14 protein-coding genes are annotated in these 18,375 nt (G+C 65.2%); 10 read left to right on the forward strand and 4 right to left on the reverse strand.

Features of this window, described 5'->3' with window-relative positions; all coding sequences use genetic code 11:
* The first annotated feature begins 115 nt into the window (after positions 1-115).
* The gene (locus DNK89_RS02145) at positions 116-751 is read left to right on the forward strand and encodes a GntR family transcriptional regulator (protein WP_015014137.1); all 636 of its coding nucleotides are present in this window, start codon (positions 116-118) and stop codon (positions 749-751) included.
* Between the two features lie 184 nt (positions 752-935).
* On the forward strand, positions 936-2,792 hold the full coding sequence (locus DNK89_RS02150; protein ID WP_110958710.1) for a long-chain fatty acid--CoA ligase: 1,857 nt from the start codon (positions 936-938) through the stop codon (positions 2,790-2,792).
* Between the two features lie 16 nt (positions 2,793-2,808).
* Here the strand turns inward: DNK89_RS02150 and DNK89_RS02155 are convergent, their stop codons facing one another.
* Entirely contained in the window at positions 2,809-3,930 is a 1,122-nt protein-coding gene (locus DNK89_RS02155; protein ID WP_110958711.1) for a saccharopine dehydrogenase family protein, read from the reverse strand.
* A gap of 169 nt (positions 3,931-4,099) precedes the next feature.
* Between DNK89_RS02155 and DNK89_RS02160 the strand changes: the two genes are divergently transcribed.
* Positions 4,100-4,549: an Lrp/AsnC family transcriptional regulator gene (locus tag DNK89_RS02160; RefSeq protein WP_110958712.1), complete on the forward strand. Its 450-nt coding sequence runs from the start codon at positions 4,100-4,102 to the stop codon at positions 4,547-4,549.
* Positions 4,550-4,761: 212 nt separating this feature from the next.
* Here DNK89_RS02160 and DNK89_RS02165 read toward each other — a convergent pair whose 3' ends face one another.
* Positions 4,762-5,349 (reverse strand): lysophospholipid acyltransferase family protein, encoded by a 588-nt coding sequence (locus tag DNK89_RS02165; RefSeq protein WP_110958713.1) that lies wholly within the window; start codon positions 5,347-5,349, stop codon positions 4,762-4,764.
* A gap of 322 nt (positions 5,350-5,671) precedes the next feature.
* Here DNK89_RS02165 and DNK89_RS02170 point away from each other — a divergent pair, with 322 nt between their 5' ends.
* From DNK89_RS02170 to DNK89_RS02180, 3 genes are all read left to right on the forward strand, one after another.
* Positions 5,672-6,841 (forward strand): alkane 1-monooxygenase, encoded by a 1,170-nt coding sequence (locus DNK89_RS02170; protein ID WP_110958714.1) that lies wholly within the window; start codon positions 5,672-5,674, stop codon positions 6,839-6,841.
* Between the two features lie 281 nt (positions 6,842-7,122).
* A complete protein-coding gene (dusA, locus tag DNK89_RS02175) occupies positions 7,123-8,124 on the forward strand; it encodes a tRNA dihydrouridine(20/20a) synthase DusA (RefSeq protein WP_255575838.1) in 1,002 nt (333 codons plus the stop codon).
* 40 nt (positions 8,125-8,164) lie between these two features.
* The gene (locus DNK89_RS02180; RefSeq protein ID WP_370220795.1) at positions 8,165-8,704 is read left to right on the forward strand and encodes a GNAT family N-acetyltransferase; all 540 of its coding nucleotides are present in this window, start codon (positions 8,165-8,167) and stop codon (positions 8,702-8,704) included.
* Positions 8,705-8,755: 51 nt separating this feature from the next.
* Here the strand turns inward: DNK89_RS02180 and DNK89_RS24945 are convergent, their stop codons facing one another.
* Positions 8,756-11,599 (reverse strand): EAL domain-containing protein, encoded by a 2,844-nt coding sequence (locus DNK89_RS24945; RefSeq protein WP_110959159.1) that lies wholly within the window; start codon positions 11,597-11,599, stop codon positions 8,756-8,758.
* Positions 11,600-11,823: 224 nt separating this feature from the next.
* Here DNK89_RS24945 and DNK89_RS02190 point away from each other — a divergent pair, with 224 nt between their 5' ends.
* From DNK89_RS02190 to rsxB, 3 genes are all read left to right on the forward strand, one after another.
* Positions 11,824-12,900, forward strand: coding sequence for a GTP pyrophosphokinase family protein (locus DNK89_RS02190; protein WP_110958717.1), 1,077 nt, complete (start codon positions 11,824-11,826; stop codon positions 12,898-12,900).
* A gap of 228 nt (positions 12,901-13,128) precedes the next feature.
* A complete protein-coding gene (gene phaZ, locus DNK89_RS02195; RefSeq protein WP_110958718.1) occupies positions 13,129-14,709 on the forward strand; it encodes a polyhydroxyalkanoate depolymerase in 1,581 nt (526 codons plus the stop codon).
* Complete coding sequence (gene rsxB, locus DNK89_RS02200; protein ID WP_110958719.1) at positions 14,706-15,428, forward strand: electron transport complex subunit RsxB; 723 nt, start codon at positions 14,706-14,708, stop codon at positions 15,426-15,428. Before phaZ ends, rsxB begins: the two co-directional genes overlap by 4 nt.
* A 58-nt stretch (positions 15,429-15,486) precedes the next feature.
* Here the strand turns inward: rsxB and DNK89_RS02205 are convergent, their stop codons facing one another.
* Positions 15,487-16,974 carry a methyl-accepting chemotaxis protein gene (locus DNK89_RS02205; protein WP_110958720.1) on the reverse strand — a complete coding sequence of 496 codons (1,488 nt, stop codon included), beginning with the start codon at positions 16,972-16,974 and terminating at the stop codon, positions 15,487-15,489.
* A 181-nt stretch (positions 16,975-17,155) separates the two neighbouring features.
* Between DNK89_RS02205 and dapC the strand changes: the two genes are divergently transcribed.
* On the forward strand, positions 17,156-18,361 hold the full coding sequence (gene dapC, locus DNK89_RS02210; RefSeq protein WP_110958721.1) for a succinyldiaminopimelate transaminase: 1,206 nt from the start codon (positions 17,156-17,158) through the stop codon (positions 18,359-18,361).
* Positions 18,362-18,375 lie beyond the last annotated feature (14 nt).

The raw sequence follows: 18,375 nt of genomic DNA on the forward strand, positions 1-18,375 counted from the left end.
GGGCGTCCAACACGGCGCACAGGCGGTGACCGCACAGGTGCAGTGGTGTGGCGGCGAGTTTACATCATTCATAATTATTGATTCAAAATATTCCGCCCAGCTTACAATCCACCCCATGTCTGCCCTCACCCTTACTCCCCGCGCGCTCTACGAAGAAGTGGCCGAGCAATTGCGCCAGCGCATCTTCCGGCGCGAACTGGAGCCGGGCAGCTGGATTGACGAACTCAAGATTGCCGAAGAATTCGGCATCAGCCGCACGCCCCTGCGCGAGGCGCTGAAGGTGCTGGCCGCTGAAGGCCTGGTCACGATGAAGGTGCGCCGTGGCGCCTATGTGACGGAGATGAGTGAAAAAGACCTGCGCGACGTGTACCACCTGCTCAGCCTGCTGGAAAGCGACGCCGCAGGCGTGGTGGCCGAGCGCGCCACCGACGCCCAGCTGAAAACGCTGCAAGACTTGCACGCCGAGCTGGAAGCCGCCGTGGCCGACCGCGAGAAGTTCTTTGCCATCAACGAACGCTTTCACATGCACCTGCTGGAGATGGCCGACAACCGCTGGCGCAGCCAGATGGTGGCTGACCTGCGCAAGGTGATGAAGCTCAACCGCCACAACTCGCTGTTCAAACAAGGGCGCATTGAAGACTCGCTGGGTGAGCACCGCGCCATCCTGGCCGCCATGGTGGCGCGCGACGCCAAGGCCACGGTCAAGGCCATGCAGGCGCACTTTGCGCAGGGGCTGGAAGCAGCGACCTGAGGTGCTGCGGGCCGTGCTGACCCGTACCCACGCGTCCACGATCATTCCGCAAACAGGAACGCACCATTTGCAACACATGGGGTGATCGCACACGGCCCGGCCCAGGTTGCGCTCGTTATCATCCCCCGGGTTTCCACCGAGGCCGTGGCGCCGCACGCCACAGCAGCCTCCACCGCCGAGTTTGATGACCTCTACCCCCGCCGATATCGCCAGCGTGCAAACGCTGCCCCAGCTCCTGGCCTACCGCGCCGCCCGTACTCCCCAGGCCGAGGCCTACCGTGCGTTTGACTCCTCCCGCCAAGCCTGGGCCAGCCTCACCTGGGCGCAGACCGCAGAGCGCGTGAACACCTGGGCCCAGGCCCTCGCCGCCATGCAGCTGCCACCGGCCGCGCGCGTGGCCATCTTGCTGCCCAACGGCCTGCATGCCATGTGCGCCGACCAGGCCACGCTGGCCACTGGTGGCGTGCCCGTGCCGCTGCACGCCATCGACAACCCGGGCAGCATCGCCTACATCCTGGCCGACTGCGAGGCCTCGATGCTCATCGTGAGCCAGGCCGAGCAGTGGGAAAAGATCCGCGCCGTGGGCACGCCGTTCCCAGCCCTGCGCGCAGTGGTGATTACCGATGACGACGACGCTTTCAAGCCCACCCCGGCGTCTATCGACAGCCCGGCAGTGGGCTCGCTCGCGCAGTGGCTGACGGGGGCGGGGCAAACGGGCGCACCTACAACCCGCATGGGCCCGCAGGCCGATGACCTGGCCGCCATCGTCTACACCTCAGGCACCACCGGCAAACCCAAGGGCGTGATGCTGACCCATCGCAACGTGGTCAGCGACGTGAAAGCCGTGCTGGAGCGCATTGCTCCCACGGTGGACGACGTGTTCCTGTCGTTCCTGCCGCTGTCGCACACCTTTGAACGCACGGGCGGCTACTACCTGCCGATTGCTGCAGGCAGTTGTGTGGCCTATGCGCGCTCGGTGGCCCAACTGGCGGAAGATCTGAAAACCATACGCCCCACTGTGCTGGTGTCGGTGCCGCGCATTTACGAGCGCATCCACGCCAAGCTCATCGAAAAGCTCTCGCCCACCCCGTGGAAGATGCAGCTCTACGAAGCCGCGCAGAACAAGGGCTGGGCCCGGTTTTGTGCCGCACAGCGCCTGCCCGCCCCCACGCCGGACGCCAGCAGCCAGGCCGCAGGCTGGATGGCCGCCCTGCCCTGGCCGGTGCTGCAGGCCCTGGTGGCCAAGCCGTTACTGGCCCAGTTTGGCGGCCGCGTGCGTGTGGCGGTGAGTGGAGGCGCCCCGCTGTCGCCCACCATTGCCAAGTGTTTTCTGGGTCTGGGGCTGCCGCTGATCCAGGGCTACGGCATGACAGAGACCGCACCCGTGGTGTCGGTCAACGCACTAGACGACAACGACCCCGCCTGCGTAGGCAAGGCCCTGCCCGGTGTGGAGGTGCGCATTGGCGACAACCACGAGCTGCAGGTGCGTGGTCCCATTGTGATGAAGGGCTACTGGAAGCGGCCAGAAGACACGGCCAAGATCCTGAGCCCCGACGGCTGGCTGGGCACGGGCGACCAGGCCGACATCGTGAACGGCCGCATTTACATCAAGGGCCGCATCAAGGAAATCATCGTCACCTCGACCGGTGAAAAGGTGCCCCCCGGCGACCTGGAACTGGCCCTGCTGGCCGACCCGCTGCTGGAACAAGCCTTTGTGGTGGGCGAAAACCGCCCCTTCATCGCCTGCGTGGCCGTGCTGAACGCAGGCGAGTGGCAGCGCCTGGCCGCCGACCTGGGCCTGAACCCCCAGGCGGCGGACAGCCTGAACCACCCCAGCGTGCACCGCGCCGTGCTGGCGCGCATCGAAAAGAACACCGCCAGTTTTGCCCGCTATGCCGTGCCGCGCACGGTGCATCTGACGCTCGATCCATGGACGATTGAAAACACCTTCATGACCCCCACGCTCAAGCTCAAGCGCAACAACCTGATGGCGCACTTTGCCGAGGCGATTGAGGGCATGTACCAAAAGCCGGGGCGTTGAGCCAGTCAAGACGGGCTCAGTGCACCAGCTCGCCTTCCCGCGCGTAGGCGGAACCAAAGCGGTTGGCCAGAAAGTCCGCAAGCACCACGGACTCCTGCCCGACAAAGCCCTGCTGCGGCAACTTGCCTTGCGCCACCAGGTCCAGCGCCGTGCAGATGCCTGCGGCCGTGGTGAGCTGGATGGCGCTGAGCCGGTGCCCCGCCACCTCGGTGCCCACGATGTGGGCGGAATACGAATCCTGCACCAGCCGCCCGCCTTTGAGGCCTGACGCAGTGGCAAACACCACAATCACGTCCTGATCGGTGGTGGGGATGGCGGTTTCGAGAATGTCCTTGAGCAGATCGCGCCGGTCGCGCAAGCGCAGGTCATTCAGTAGCAGCTTGAGGATGGCGTTGTGGCCCGGGTAGCGGATGGACTGGTAGTCCACCTGCCGCGCCTTGCCCGCCAAGGTTTCTGTCAGCGTGCCCAGCCCGCCCGAGGTATTGAAGGCCTCGTATTCCACACCGTCCAGCGCAAAAGTCTCCAACCCCTCCAGCGCGGGCACCGTGGTGCGCACGCCGTCCACGATGGCCTCGCAGGGGTTGCAGTATTCGTTGATGAGGCCTTCGGTGCTCCAGGTCAGGTTGTAGCGCAGGGCACCCTGCGGGTAGCGGGGTAGCGCGCCTACGCGCATGCGCAGCGTGTGCAGGGTGTCAAAACGCCGGACCAGGTCGTTGCCCACGATGCCGATGAAGCCCGGCGCCAGGCCGCACTGGGGCATGAGCACGCTGCGTGCGTTGGCGGCCAGCGCGCGGATGGCCTGGGTGCTGGCCACATCTTCGGTCAGGTCAAAGTAATGCACGCCGGCGCTGGCGCACAACGTGGCCAAGGGCACAGCGCGGTGGAAGGGCAGTGCGTTGAGTACGGCAAAGCGGCCGTCGATGGCGGCTTGCAGACTGGCGTCGTCCACAGTCAACCTGGTGGAGATACCCAGCGCCGCCACCTCGGCCAGGCGAGCCGGGTCACGGTCTGCCACCAGGATGTCGTAGTCGCCGGACTGCTGCAGCAAGAGCGCCATCGCAAAGCCGATGTTGCCCGCCCCCAGGACGGTAATGGCGCGGCGGGCGGCGGAGTTCGAGGTAGTGGCAAAGGTGGTCATGGCAGCGCTCCCGGTAGTGCTCGCCACATGCAGCGACGAGGTGTTGGTGATGCCTTGATGCTAGGCAGCAGCACTGTCAATGTGTAGCTCTCAAAACGTCGAAAGTAGCTGTTTGTTTTGCCATAACGACGAATATGATAGGCGTTATGACTTTTCGAACGAAGCACCCATGACACAGCCCCTGGATGACACCGACCGGCAAGTGCTCAGCCTGTTGCAGGCCAACGCGCGCGAGGGCACGGCCCAGCTCGCCCGCAAGCTGGGGCTGGCCCGCACCACCGTGGTGGCGCGCATTGCGCGGCTGGAGCGTTCCGGGGTGGTCGCGGGCTATGGGGTGCGGCTGGGTCAGCGGCTAGACGCCACCACCGTGCGCGCCTGGTGCAGCATCAGCGTGCTGCCCAAGACAGCGCCCGCCGTGTTGCGCGCGCTGGAGGCGATGGTAGAGGTCGAAGAGGTGTCGGCCGTGAGCGGGCCGTTTGACTACCTGGTGTTCTTGCGTTGCACCAGCCACGAGCAGCTCGATACCCTGCTCGACAAGGTGGGCCAACTGGACGGCGTCCACCAGACGCAGACCAGCATCGTGCTCAGCCGCAAGATCGACCGGCGCAGTATTGGGTGACATCCCCCTGAGCGGCTGCGCCGCTTCCCCCTTCTCTCGATTCGCTGCACGAATCGGGAAGGGGGACGGTGCCCTCGCTGCGGGGCGGCCCTTTGCTCGGCCCCCTGGCTTGGGCCACGCCAGTCACGATCAGCGCGCCCGTAAAGGCGCTTGGATGCTCTTCTTCTTGAAGCACCCAGAGCTTATTCAACAGGCGCTAGGCTGCAGATCGCTCAGGCCTCGAACTGCGTCGGATTCTTGCCCCGGATGGGCGTGTAAAACGCCTTGATGCTCGCCATGTCGCGCTCCACATCGCCCGTGGGCTCAAACACCGGACCCAGCCCGCCGACCTTGCGGCCGTAGTCCACAAACGCCAGCACGATGGGAACACCCGCCTGCTGGGCGATGAAGTAAAAGCCCGTCTTCCAGTGCCGCGTCTTGCCCCGCGTGCCTTCGGGCGGCACGATGAGCTGCATGGGGCCGTCGGCATCGCGCATGGCCTGGGCCGAGCTGGCGACCAGGTTGTTGGCCTGGCTGCGGTCCACCGGTATGCCGCCCAGCCAGCGCATCACCCCGCCAAACGGCGCCTTGAACAGGCTGTGTTTGCCCATCCAGTACACCCGCAGTCGCAGCGAAAACGCGAGCATCAGCGTGTACGGCAGGTCCCAGTTGCTGGTGTGCGGCGCGGCGATCAGAACGCTTTTGGCAGCATGGGCGGGCAAGGCGCCTTCCACCTTCCAGCCGGTGACGTGCAGCGTAAAGCGGGAAAAAGCGCGCAGGAGCGTGTTGACAACCGGCGTGTCAAAAATGGTGTGGTGCATGGGAAACGGGTGACAGAACGGGGCCTGGAGCGCTGGAGCGGGTGAAAAACCCGGGCTGTGCAGGCATCGAAAGCGCCGCGAGTATCGCTGATCAGGGCAATGCCCCGCCTTGACGCAAGGCAAATGACCGTCGCCATCACATCCTTTCGCCCCATGCCAGGCGCTATTGTTGTGATAGCTGTTAGGGCAATAAAAATAGGGGCTAACGGGTGTTAGCGCCAAGTTTTCGGTAGCAGCGACTGCCATGCCAAATAAAGCTGGCGTTTGCACCCCACAGGTCCAGAATCCGCCCCCAGCAGGCCCGTGTTCTCACTGCCGCCCCATGCTGCAAGCCCAGCGCCCCACCACCCCGCCCTACCGCGACCGCAAGCGGTACGCATGGCTGCTGTCGCTGGTGGTGCCCTGCACCGTGGGCGTAGGCCCGGCGTTGATGGCCTGGACGGGCGATCCGCTGGCGCTGTGGGCGCCGGTGGCCTTTTTCTACCTCGTCGCTCCGTTGCTGGACTGGCTGCTGGGCGTGGACCAGAGCAACCCGCCCGAATCCGCCGTGCCTGCATTGGAAAACGACCGGTACTACCGCCGCATCACCTTTTTGCTGGTGCCGGTGCTGTGGGCGGCCTTCCTCTTCAGCGCCTGGTGGGTGGCCACGCAGCCCCTGCCCTGGCATGGCGTGCTGGCGATGGTGCTGACCACGGGCACCGTGGGCGGGTTCTGCATCAACCTGGGGCATGAGCTGGGCCACAAGAACACGGCGCTGGAGCGCTGGCTGGCCAAGCTGGTGCTGGCGCCCACGGCCTATGGACACTTCTTCATCGAACACAACCGGGGCCACCACCGCGACGTGGCCACCCCGGCCGACCCGGCCTCGTCGCGCATGGGCGAGTCCATCTACCGCTTTGTGCTGCGCGAGATGCCCGGCGCCGCACGCCGCGCCTGGGCGCTGGAGAAAGACCGCCTGGCCCGCCAGCACCTGCCGCTGCTTACATGGCACAACGAGATCCTGCAGCCCGCGCTCATCACGGCGCTGCTGTGGGCCGGGCTGGCGCTGTGGCTGGGTGTGGCGATCCTGCCGTTTTTGCTGGCGGCGTCGTTCTGGGCCAACTTTCAACTGACCTCGGCCAACTATGTCGAGCACTACGGGCTGCTGCGCCGCAAGGACGCCAGCGGCCGCTACGAACCTTGCCGCCCCCAGCATTCGTGGAACAGCAACCATGTGTTCTCCAACTGGGCCCTGTTCCATCTGCAGCGGCACTCCGACCACCACGCCCACCCGCTGCGCCGCTACCAGTCGCTGCGCCACTTTGACGAGGTGCCGCAACTGCCCATCGGCTACTTCGGCATGTTCACGCTGGCCTATGTGCCGCCCCTGTGGCGCCGTGTGATGGACCCGCGCCTGCTGGCCCAAGTGGGCCACGATGCCGCCCACATCAACATCGACCCGCGCCTGCGGGCCGCGATCGTGCGGAAATACGGGTTGCGCGACCTGGGTTAGGACAGCTGGACGGGGTGGCGACCGTTCACAGGACGTCGGCTGAGCCAGACACCTCGGCCCTTGCACTTCATTATTGATATCACGCAGCGCAATCAGCACTAGCGCCTGCATCTGTTTTGACTCAAAAACCTCCTGCGACACCTATAGCGCAGCCAGTGGGATAATCCTGGGCTCGCACCTGCAGCCCCGCAGCGCCCCCGACCAGAGAGGCCGCTCTGCTGCAGACCTTCCCTCCCCGCCTTCGCTGTTTGCCCGTGGAAACCACCCTGAGCCCCTGGCGCATGTCCATCGCCCCCATGATGGATTGGACTGATCGCCACTGCCGTTACTTTCACCGGCTGCTGACCCGCCAGACCCTGCTGTACACCGAGATGGTGAATGCGGGGGGCATTCTGTATGGCGGCACCGAGCGCCACCTGCGCTTCAACGCCGAAGAGCACCCCGTGGCCCTGCAGCTGGGCGGCAACGAGCCCGACAAACTGGCCCAGGCCGCCAGGCTGGGTGAGGAATGGGGTTACGACGAAATCAACCTGAACTGCGGCTGCCCCAGCGATCGCGTACAGCGCGGCGCCTTTGGCGCCAGCCTGATGAAGGCCCCCCAGCTGGTGGCCGACTGCGTGAAGGCCATGAAGGACGTGGTAAGCGTGCCCGTCACCGTCAAGCACCGCATCGGCATCGACAAGGTGGAGGACTACGGCTTTGTGCGCGACTTCATCGGCACCGTGGCCGAGGCGGGCTGCATCGTGTTCATCGTGCATGCGCGCAACGCGTGGCTGCAGGGCTTGAGCCCGAAGGAAAACCGCGACATCCCTCCCCTGCGCTACGAGGTGGTGCACCGCCTGAAGGCCGAGTTTCCGCAGTTCACCATCGCCATCAACGGCGGCATCACCACCGATGACGTGGTGCAGGAGCAGTTGCAACACCTGGACGGCGTGATGATCGGCCGCGAGGCGTATCACAACCCCTGGTGGCTGGCGCGCTGGGACCAGCTTTACTACGGCGGCGCTCCCTGCCCCCTGACCCGCGAGGAAGTGGAACTGGCCATGGTCGAGTACATGGAGCGCGAAGCCGCGCAGCATGGCACCCCCTGGCCCCACATCGCCCGCCACATGCTGGGCCTGCGCCACAGCCTGCCCGGCGCCCGCATCTGGCGCCAGGTGTGGAGCAACCATCTGCTCAAGGACCGCCCCGCGCGGGAGGTGCATGCGCTGGCAATGCAGGCCTATGCAAGTGGAACGTCCGAGGCAGAAGCCGCTCACGCGCAACCGGCGTTGTCGGTCTGAACTGAATCATCGACTGGTCGGAGCTGTAACGCAGGCGGTTATGAGCAAACGTGCGAATAGTCCGTCCACAGTGCAGGTGTGTTTGCGCCCGCCCGTCGCGGCTGATGGCTCACGGCTTGTTGCACTGGCCCAGCACAGCAGCACGCTGCACGCGCCTTGGACTTCGGCCCCTTCAACCCCGGAAGCGTTTGCCAGCGATCTCGCACAAATGAACCTGCCCACGCACCGGGCGATGTTGGTGTGTACGCCGGACCAGCATGATGACAGTGAGCAGATCGCAGGGGTCTTCAACCTTTCCCAGATCGTGATGGGCGACTTTTGCAGCGCCTACCTGGGCTATTACGTCTTTGCAGGGTTTGAGCGCCGGGGGCTGATGGGCGTGGGTTTGCGGCATCTGTTGCGCTATGCCTTTGGCACTCTGAAGTTGCACCGGCTGGAAGCCAACATCCAGCCCGGCAATGAAGCGTCCATCGCGCTGGTGCGCAGCTGCGGATTTCAGCAAGAAGGGTTTTCGCCCCGCTACCTCAAGATCAATGGCCGCTGGCGCGACCATGAGCGCTGGGCCATCGTGGCCGATTGAGTCAGAGAAGTTGTCTGCGCTCGCCAGACCTCCGTTACAGGGTGTCCACTGTCAAGATGACCGGGACTCCAACCGCGCCACCCACGCCGCCAGCGGCTCCGGCCGACCGAACAGGTAGCCCTGCAGGCACTCGCACTGGCTCTCAACGAGAAAATCGGCCTGGGCGCGTGTCTCCACCCCCTCGGCCACGACGCGCAGGTTGAGGTGGCGGGCCACCGAGATGATGGACTGCACGATGGCCGTGTCGTTGGGGTCGTCGGGCGTGTCGTCCACAAAGCTCTTGTCGATCTTCAGCTCGTAGAGCGGGAGCCGCTTGAGGTAGGCCAGGCTCGAATAGCCGGTGCCAAAGTCGTCGATGGAAAAGCGCACACCCAGCTGCACGATCTCGGTCATGCGGGCGATGGTGTCGTCCAGGTCTTCGATCAGCAGGCTTTCGGTCACCTCCAGGATCAGCAGGGCCGGGTTGGCGCCGGTGTGAGCCAGGATGTGGCGCACGCGCTCGACAAAGTCGTCCTGGCGAAACTGCCGCTCGCTCACGTTGACCGAGAGCGACAGCGCGTGTCCTGCCCCCTGCAGGCGCGCCAGGGTCTCGCAGGCCTGCTGGATCATCCAGTCGCCCATGCGCAGGATCAGGCCCGAGGCCTCGGCAATGGGGATGAAGCGGCTGGGCGGGACGTTGCCGCGCACGGGGTGGTCCCAGCGCATCAGCAGCTCGCCGCCCATCACGTTGCCGGCCGCATCCACCTGGTTTTGCACAAAGGCCGCCAGTTGGCCCAGCGCCTGCGCTTTTTTCAGGTCCTGCTCCAGCGCTAGGCGCTCCTGCACGTCGGCCTGCATGGCGGCTTCATAAAAGCGGATGCGGTTGCGGCCTAGATCCTTGGCACGGTACATGGCCGTGTCGGCCTCGCGCAGCAGGTCTTCCACACCCTCTCCCCGCTTGGGGAAAAGCGTGATGCCGATGCTGCCGGTGGTGCTGTAGAGGTGGGTGTCGATGGTGTACGGCGCCTCCAGCGCGGTACGCATTTCTTCGGCCACCAGCAGCGCGGCGCGCCCGGCGGACTCCATGTCCGACGCCACGTTGTGCACCAGCACCACAAACTCGTCCCCACCCAGGCGCGCCACGGTGTCGCCCGGGCGTTGCAATTGCGTGAGCCGCTGGGCCACCTGCATGAGCAGCATGTCGCCCACCGTGTGCCCCCGCGCATCGTTGATCTGCTTGAAATTGTCTAGGTCGATGTAGAGCACGGCCCCCACCTGGGCGGCCTTTTGCGCGTTGGCCAGCGCGTGTTCCATGCGGTCCAGCAGCATGCGCCGGTTGGGCAGGCCGGTGAGCGCATCAAAGTAGGCCAGCTGGTGTGAGCGCGCCTCGGCTTGCTTGCGCTCGGTGATGTCGCGCGACAGTGCGATGAACCGGGGTTCGTCGCCAGGCGCGGCACTCTCCTTCCGCGCAATCGACAACTCAAACCAGTGGGTCACGCCGCCCAGCTCCAGCCGGAACTGGTGGCCTGACGAATACCCGGTGTGGTGTGCCGCTTGCAGCGCCGCATGGCAGCCGGCAGCGGCCTCGGGCGGCACCACATCGCGCAGCAGTCGGCCCAGAAACATCTCGGGCGGCACCGTCAGCTCTCCCGATCGGGCCGAACGGTAGTGGTGAATGCAGCCATCCAGCCCCAGCTCGAACAGCAGATCAGGAATGGCGCTGAGCGTGCTTTCGAGGTCGTCGCGGGTGGCGCGCAGTTCGGCCGTCATGTCCCGCGCCAAGGCCACGGCACGCTCGCGCCCCGTGGCAAGCAGCCAGGTGAACCAAGCCAGGATCAGGCTCAGCACCGTGCCCAGCAGTGCCACCGGGTGGTGTCCATCGTCCTGAAAGCGCTGCACAAAGCCAGGCTGGGGCGCCATCTGCAAGGTCCAGCGCCGCCCTCCCAGCTCCAGCTCGCGACGCGCCTGCAGAGGCTGCCCACCCGCCCCCAGGGCCGGCGCCTTCAGGTTGCTGAACAGCTGCACACCTGCGGCGGCACCGGCGTCTCCAGCGATGGCAACGGGGGACACGGCACCCGCGCCCGGGGTGCTGTCGATGATCTGCAGGCCGATGTCGGCGTCAAATTCACGGGACATGCCGTGGATCACATCCTCCATGCGAAACGGCGCCGACACCCAGCCCGCCAGCCCTTGCCGCCTGCCCTCCACCGTGCCGTTGTCAGCGTCGGCGCGGTACAAGGGCATGTACATCACCAACCCCGGAGCTGCGTTTTGCATCAGGGTCAGCCGCCCCGACAGCGCCAGCGCTCCGGTGTCGCGGGCCCGGTCCAGCGCCTCCTTGGCGGGTGGAAGGGTCAGCACATCAAAGCCCAGGGCCTTGAGATTGGGGCCCTCCAGCGGTTCGATGTGGGTGATGGGGGCCATCAGTGCGCGCTCGCCGGGCGGGCGCACCGCATATTGGTCGAAGCCCCGCTGGCGCATGTCCTCCAGGTGGGCGTTCAGCGCATTGCCGGGGAACCGCAGGATCAGCGACACCCCCTGCAGCCCGGGCCGGGTGGCCTGCAACTGCAGCGCACTCACATAGGCCTGGAACTCAGCGCGGTCGATGCGCTCCGAGCCTTCAAAGTAGCCTTTGACCCCGCGCAGCACCACCTCGTAGGTCGCCATGCGGTCCTTGAGGTTGTAGGCGATCTGGTCGGCCGCCACCTCAAAGTTCTGCTCGCGCTTGGCCCGCGTGTTCTTCTCTTCGCTCTGCCAGTACAGAAAGGTCAGGCCCAAGGTCAGCAGCGCAATCAGCGGGGGCAGCACCACGGGCAACCAACGGTGGTTGCTCGTGCCAGCCACCCCGTCGGGCGCCCACGCCACCGGCCCCTGCGGTGCAGGCGCATCGGTGTGCGGAGCGGGTTCTGGTGTCATGGCATCCTGGGTGGTGGAGGCGCGTCGGCGGTACACAGGCTGTGGACCCGAGGGGCTGCACCATTATGAGCATCTGTCCTGCGCCGAAAAGGGGCATTTGCGCGCAAACTGCACACTGCTTGCGAACGCTGCACGGCTATGCTCGCACCCGCTGTGCGGCAGTCCCGTGCCTGCGCACCAGCTCTCACCAATCAACCCGGCAACACTCAACCCAAAGGCCTGGCATGGCATCGCTTGATTTCGATCTGGAGGAATCCCAATTTCGCAGCTGGTATGCGGCGCAAGCCGTAGCGCTGGAAGACGCCTGCGCAGCGCTCACGGCGCGCGTGGCGACCGTGGTGACCCAGGCGGGCGGCGTGGACATCACTAAGGTCGAGGGCCGGGTGAAGGATGTGGATGAATGCGTGCGCAAGTTCGTGCGCAAGTACCGGCCTGCGCTGGAAGAAAGCAACACGCCCTACGACATTCAGGCCTACATCACCGACCTGATCGGCGTGCGCGTGGTGTGCCTGTATGAAGACGAGCTGGAAAAGATCGCCCAGATCGTGCGTGCCCATTTCGCGGTCATTGATGTGACCGACAAGGTGTCGGCGGTGGAGAGCACCGAGGCGTCGTTTGGCTACAAGGGGCTGCACCTGGACCTGCGGCTGAGTGTGGCCGAACGCGACCTGCCGGAGCATGCGGCGTATGCCCAGTGGCCCTTCGAGCTGCAGGTGCGCACCATCATCCAGGACTCGTGGAGCGTGCTGGACCACAAGATCAAGTACAAAAAATCCATCCCGGGGCAGCTCAAGCGGCGCATCAACGTGCTGTCGGCCCTGTTCGAACTGGCCGACCGGGAGTTCCGCCAGATCCGCGATGCCACAGCGGCAGAACTGCTGCAGGCCCCGGACGAAACTGCCGAACCCGCACCCGACGCGGCCGCGGATTTGCAGGCCCCAGCCCGCGCTGCAGCCCCCAGCAGCGAGCTCAACGCCTTCACCTTCCTGAAAATCGCCACGCATTTCTTCAAGGACTTCGAGTTTGAACCGTCCAAGGTGGATGGTTTTGTGGACGACATCCAGGCCTGGTCGGCGGGCATGACGCGCGCCCGATTCAACAGCCTGATGCGGGAGACGATTGGCGTGGTCAAGCGCTACAAGCAGCACTTTGAAGACCAGAACCCCCAGGCCAGCTTCAACCCCTACACGGTGATCCGGCACTGTCTGTACCTGAGTAACAAGACCGCCTTCCGCCCCGCGCTGCGCAATTCGGCCCGCGAGTCGTTCGAGGCGTGGCTGAACGACAACGCAGAGTCCTAGCTGCAGGGATAAAGCCAAAATGGGCGCAAGCGCTAGTGTGTATTGCGCTAGCTGCTATCAATTTTGATGGCTATGGAGTGAGGTATGGCAGGTCCCTGAGGCACCACTGCACTGAAACGGGGCCCAGGATGGTTTGTCGCAAAGGCGACTAGACATTGGTGGTTTTACTCCATGCGCTTGTTACCAAGTGCTGCTATATTGCACTGCAACAAAACGGAGTTTCGCCCCATGCTGTACCACCTCTACGAAACGCAGCGCTCCTTGATGGAGCCCTTCACAGATTTTGCGCAGGCGGCTTCCAAGTTGTTCAGCAACCCGGTCTCGCCGCTGAGCCAGACCTCGGTGGCCCAGCGCATGGCCGCCGGCTACGACCTGCTCTACCGCCTGGGCAAGGATTACGAAAAACCTGCTTTCGACATCCACACGGTCGATGTGGACGGCATTGGCGTCGCCATCCATGAGCGGATCGAGGTGGACAAGCCGTTTTGCGAACTGCGCCGCTTCAAGCGCTTTTCGGACGACCCCGCCACGCTGACCAAGCTCAAGGGCCAGCCCGTGGTGCTCATCGTGGCGCCGCTTTCGGGCCACTACGCCACGCTGCTGCGCGACACCGTGCGCACCATGCTCAAGGACCACAAGGTCTACATCACCGACTGGAAAAACGCTCGCCTGGTGCCGCTGTCGGAGGGTGAGTTCCACCTCGACGACTACGTCAACTATGTGCAGGACTTCATCCGCCATCTGCAAGGCATCTACGGCAACTGCCACGTGATCAGCGTCTGCCAGCCCACGGTGCCGGTGCTGGCTGCTGTGTCGCTGATGGCCAGCCGCGGCGAGAAGACGCCCCTGACCATGACCATGATGGGTGGCCCCATCGACGCCCGCAAGTCGCCCACGGCGGTGAACAACCTGGCCACCAACCGCAGCTACGAATGGTTTGAGAACAACGTGATCTACCGCGTGCCGGAGAAATTCCCTGGCGCCGGCCGCCGCGTGTACCCTGGCTTTTTGCAGTACACCGGCTTTGTGGCCATGAACCCGGACCGCCATGCGTCCAGCCACTACGACTACTTCAAGAACCTGATCAAGGGCGACGACGCCAGCGCCGAGGCCCACCGCAAGTTCTACGACGAGTACAACGCCGTGCTGGACATGGATGCGGACTATTACCTCGAAACCATCCAGACCGTATTCCAGGACTACAAGCTGGTGAATGGCACCTGGGATGTGCGCTCCCCCGCCGGCAAGCTGGAACGCGTGCGCCCCCAGGACATCAAGACCACCGCCCTGTTCACGGTGGAAGGCGAGCTGGACGATATCTCTGGCTCGGGCCAGACCGAAGCCGCCCACGACCTGTGCAGCGGCATCGTGCGCAAGGAGCAGCGCCACCTGGAGGCCAAGGGCGCAGGCCACTACGGCATCTTCAGCGGCCGCCGCTGGCGCGACATCGTGTACCCCAAGGTGCGCGCCTTCATCCTGGAACACGAACTCCCCGCCAAGCCCGTGGCTTCGACTGCAGCCCCGGCAGCGCCCAAGCTCGCCAGCCCCTCGCCCGCCCCCGCCAAGGTGGCGCCGGTAGCCAAAACCACCACGGCCAAAGCACACAAAGCAGCCGCCAAGCCTGCGCCAGCCCGTGCTGCGTCCAAGTCCGCCGGTGCCACGGCGGTGGCCACACGCTGGGTACAACCGGCAGCCACCCCCACGGGGGCCGCCCAGGAGCCCACTGCCGACCTGAGCACGGCGCAGACCAGCGCTACGGCGGCGCCGTCCACCCGCAGTAGCGGCAAGAGCAAGGCGCGCAAGGCTTGAGCCACCCCGCTTCTGCCAGCACCGCCCCAGCCCACGCTGCCTTCACTGACCTCGCAGCGCGGATCGACGCCGCCCTGCCCCAGACGCAGTGCACGCGCTGCGGCTACCCCGACTGTGCAAGCTATGCGCAGGCCATCGCCCAGGGCGAGGCTGCCATCAACCAGTGCCCCCCCGGGGGCGCTGAAGGTGTCGCGCGCCTCGCCGCCATCACGGGCCACGCCGTGGTGCCTTTGAGTGCCGACCACGGCGTGGAGGGACCACGCACGGTGGCTTTCATTGACGAAGCGTGGTGCATTGGCTGCACCTTGTGCATCAAGGCCTGCCCCACCGATGCCATCGTGGGCTCCCACAAGAAAATGCACACCGTCATCGAGCCCTACTGCACAGGGTGCGAGCTGTGCATCCCCGTTTGCCCCGTGGACTGCATCCAGCTCGACAACGCTAGCGGTGGCGCGACCGGGTGGGCCGCATGGTCTGATGCATTGGCACTTCAAGCCAAGCAGCGCTACCAGCAACACCGCCAGCGGGTGCCGCTGGAAGATGCAGAGGAAGATGGATTCGGTGCGCAGGCCGATTCCACAACAACCGCCTTGTCATCAACCGCCTTATCGCGCCCGGCGGCCACTGCCGTGGCTGCTGAGGGCATGGAAGCTCGCAAGGCGGCCATTGCCGCCGCCATGGAGCGCGCGCGCCAGCTGCGTGAAAAAGGGTCGCGCTGAAAGCGACACCCTAAAAGCGACACCCAGGTCGCTGGATCAGCGGTAGCCTGTCTGCGGATTACCGTGCGGCCAGTGACTTGTACACGCCGCAGCCCACGTACCAATCGCCCACGCGGCTCACGTAAGACATCTTGGTTTGCACCGCACCGGTGGCCGGGTTGGTGATGTCGTACTCCACCCACCCTGGGGCGCGGTCCGCCTGCGTCACGATGTCGCTCACCAGCCGGTCGCCTGCAATGCCGGGGATGTCCTGCACGCGAGTACCCACCTTGGCCTGGTTGCCACCAAAGGCCAGGTAGGTGCCGCCAGCATCCAGCACAAACACATACATGTCGCGATCATGGTAGGGCTGCGTCTTGTCGGTGATGCTGCGCAGAAACTGGTCGCGCGAGGTGGTCTTGTGCAGCGCCACTGCCTTGTTCACCAGCGCCACCGCCTCGTCGGCCGTACCCTGCTGCAGCCGGAACGCCGCCACTGCCTGGGACAGGGTGGAGGCGCGGTGCTCCAGCGCCTCAGCCTGCGAAACGGCGTGGCCCACCATCTGGGCGTTGTGCTGCGTGATCTGGTCGAGCTGCTGCACGGCAGAACTGACCTCGCTCAAGCCCGTGCTTTGCTCGGCGCTGGAGCCGGAGATCTCGGTCATGCTGGCCGCCACACTGCGAATGCCGCTGGCCATGTTGGCGATGCCTTCGCCAGCCGACCGGATGAGACCCGCGCTGGCCTCCACCTGGTTGACCGAGGCGCCGATCAGTTCACGGATCTCGCGCGCCGCGTCGCCCGAACGCTTGGCCAGCGTACGCACCTCACCCGCCACCACGGCAAAGCCTCGGCCCTGCTCACCGGCCCGGGCGGCCTCCACCGCAGCGTTCAGGGCCAGGATATTGGTTTGAAACGCAATGCTGTCGATGACACCGATGATTTCGGTCATGCGGCGCGCGCTTTGCTGGATGGCCTCCACCGACTGCACGGCACGCGCCATGGCCTCGGCCCCGCTGTCGGCGGCCTTGCGCACCTCGGCGGCACGGGCATCGGCGCTGCGCGCGGTCTGCGCGTTGTTCTGCACGGCCGACGAAAGCTGCTCCACGCTGGCAGCCGTCTGTTCTAGATTGGCGGCTTGTTGTTCGGTGCGTTCAGCCAGGGAGCGGTTGCCTTGCGCCAGGCTTTGCCCCGCATGGGCCACCAATGCCGCGTTACTGCGAATGTCCGCCACCATGGAGGAGAGCGTGAGCACCATCCGGTCGAGCGACTGGGCCATGGACCCGACCTCGTCCCGTCCGTTGACACCCGCACGGGCCGACAAGTCGCCCCGCGTGGTCTGCTCCATCGCATGCGCCACGCTCTGCAGGTCGGAGACCAGCCCCATATACAAAGCGCACAGGGCATAAAGAACCACGGCACCGACCAGCATCACAGCCCACCACGGGGCATCCATGGCGGCCATCGCCAGGGCGCCCGCCATCAACACACCCAGCGTGATCAGTTTGCCCGGCAGGTGCCACCTGCGCATCCACCAGAGTCCGGGGCGCAGCGGTAGGAATCCAGACATCTTGTCTCCGTTATCGTTTTTGAAAGGGAGCCATGCTAGGTGTCCGCTCTTACGTCGGATTGACAACCCCATCCGGCGCGCGCGGGGCCCGCCTCAGCGCATTGCCCTGCCCATTGCCATGGCGTGGACGACACCTGGCACCACGCCTTGGGCGCACGCCCTTCGCCCATAATGTCGCTCCATGAATCCCCTGCTCTCCCATCTCCAGCCCTACCCCTTCGAGCGGCTGCGGCAACTCTTTGCGGGAGTCACCCCCCCGGCGGCCTACAGCCCCATCAGCCTGGGCATGGGTGAGCCACGCCATACTACACCGCAGTTCATCAAAGATGCACTCAGTAACAACCTGGGCGGACTGGCCAGTTACCCAGCCACCGCAGGCGAACCCAAGCTGCGCGAGGCCTTCACACAATGGATACAACAGCGCTATGCGCTGACCCTGGACCCGGGCAGCCAGGTGCTGCCGGTCAACGGTTCGCGCGAGGCACTGTTTGCGTTCGCGCAGACCATCATTGATCCCTCCCAAGGCCAGCCGTTGGTCGTCTGCCCCAATCCGTTCTATCAAATCTACGAAGGTGCCGCCCTGCTGGCAGGTGCCCAGCCGTACTACGCGGCCAGCGATCCCAGCCGCAACTTTGCGGTGAACTGGGACGCCGTGCCCGAGGCTGTGTGGCAACGCACACAGCTGCTCTTCGTCTGCTCGCCCGGCAACCCCACGGGCGCCGTGATGCCGCTCAGCGAGTGGAAGAAGCTGTTTGAGCTGAGCGACCGATACGGCTTCGTGATTGCCTCGGACGAGTGCTACAGCGAAATTTATTTCCGCGACGAACCGCCGCTGGGTGGCCTGCAGGCGGCGGCGCAACTGGGGCGTGGCCACTTCAAGAACCTGATCTCTTTCACCAGCCTCTCCAAGCGCAGCAACGTGCCCGGCATGCGCAGCGGCTTTGTGGCTGGCGATGCCGCGCTGATCAAGTCCTTCTTGCTCTACCGCACCTACCACGGCAGCGCCATGAGCCCCATCGTGCAGGCTGCCAGCATCGCCGCCTGGAGCGATGAAAAGCATGTGGTCGAAAACCGGGCGCTGTACCGCAAAAAGTTTGCTCAGGTCACGCCACTGCTGGCCGGTGTGATGGAAGTCGCCCTGCCCGACGCCGGTTTCTACCTGTGGGCCAAGGTGCCGGAAGCCCTTGGCATGGACGATGCCGAGTTCGCGCGCGCCCTGCTGGCTCAATACAATGTGACGGTGCTGCCCGGCAGCTACCTGGCCCGCGAGGCCCAGGGGAGCAACCCCGGCGCCCAGCGCGTGCGCATGGCCCTGGTGGCCGAAGCCGAAGAATGCGTGGAAGCCGCGCTGCGCATCGTGCAATTCATCCAATCCCGTACTGCCTGATCTGATCGACAACA

Source organism: Acidovorax sp. ST3, from assembly GCF_003231145.1.
GTDB lineage: Bacteria > Pseudomonadota > Gammaproteobacteria > Burkholderiales > Burkholderiaceae_C > Acidovorax.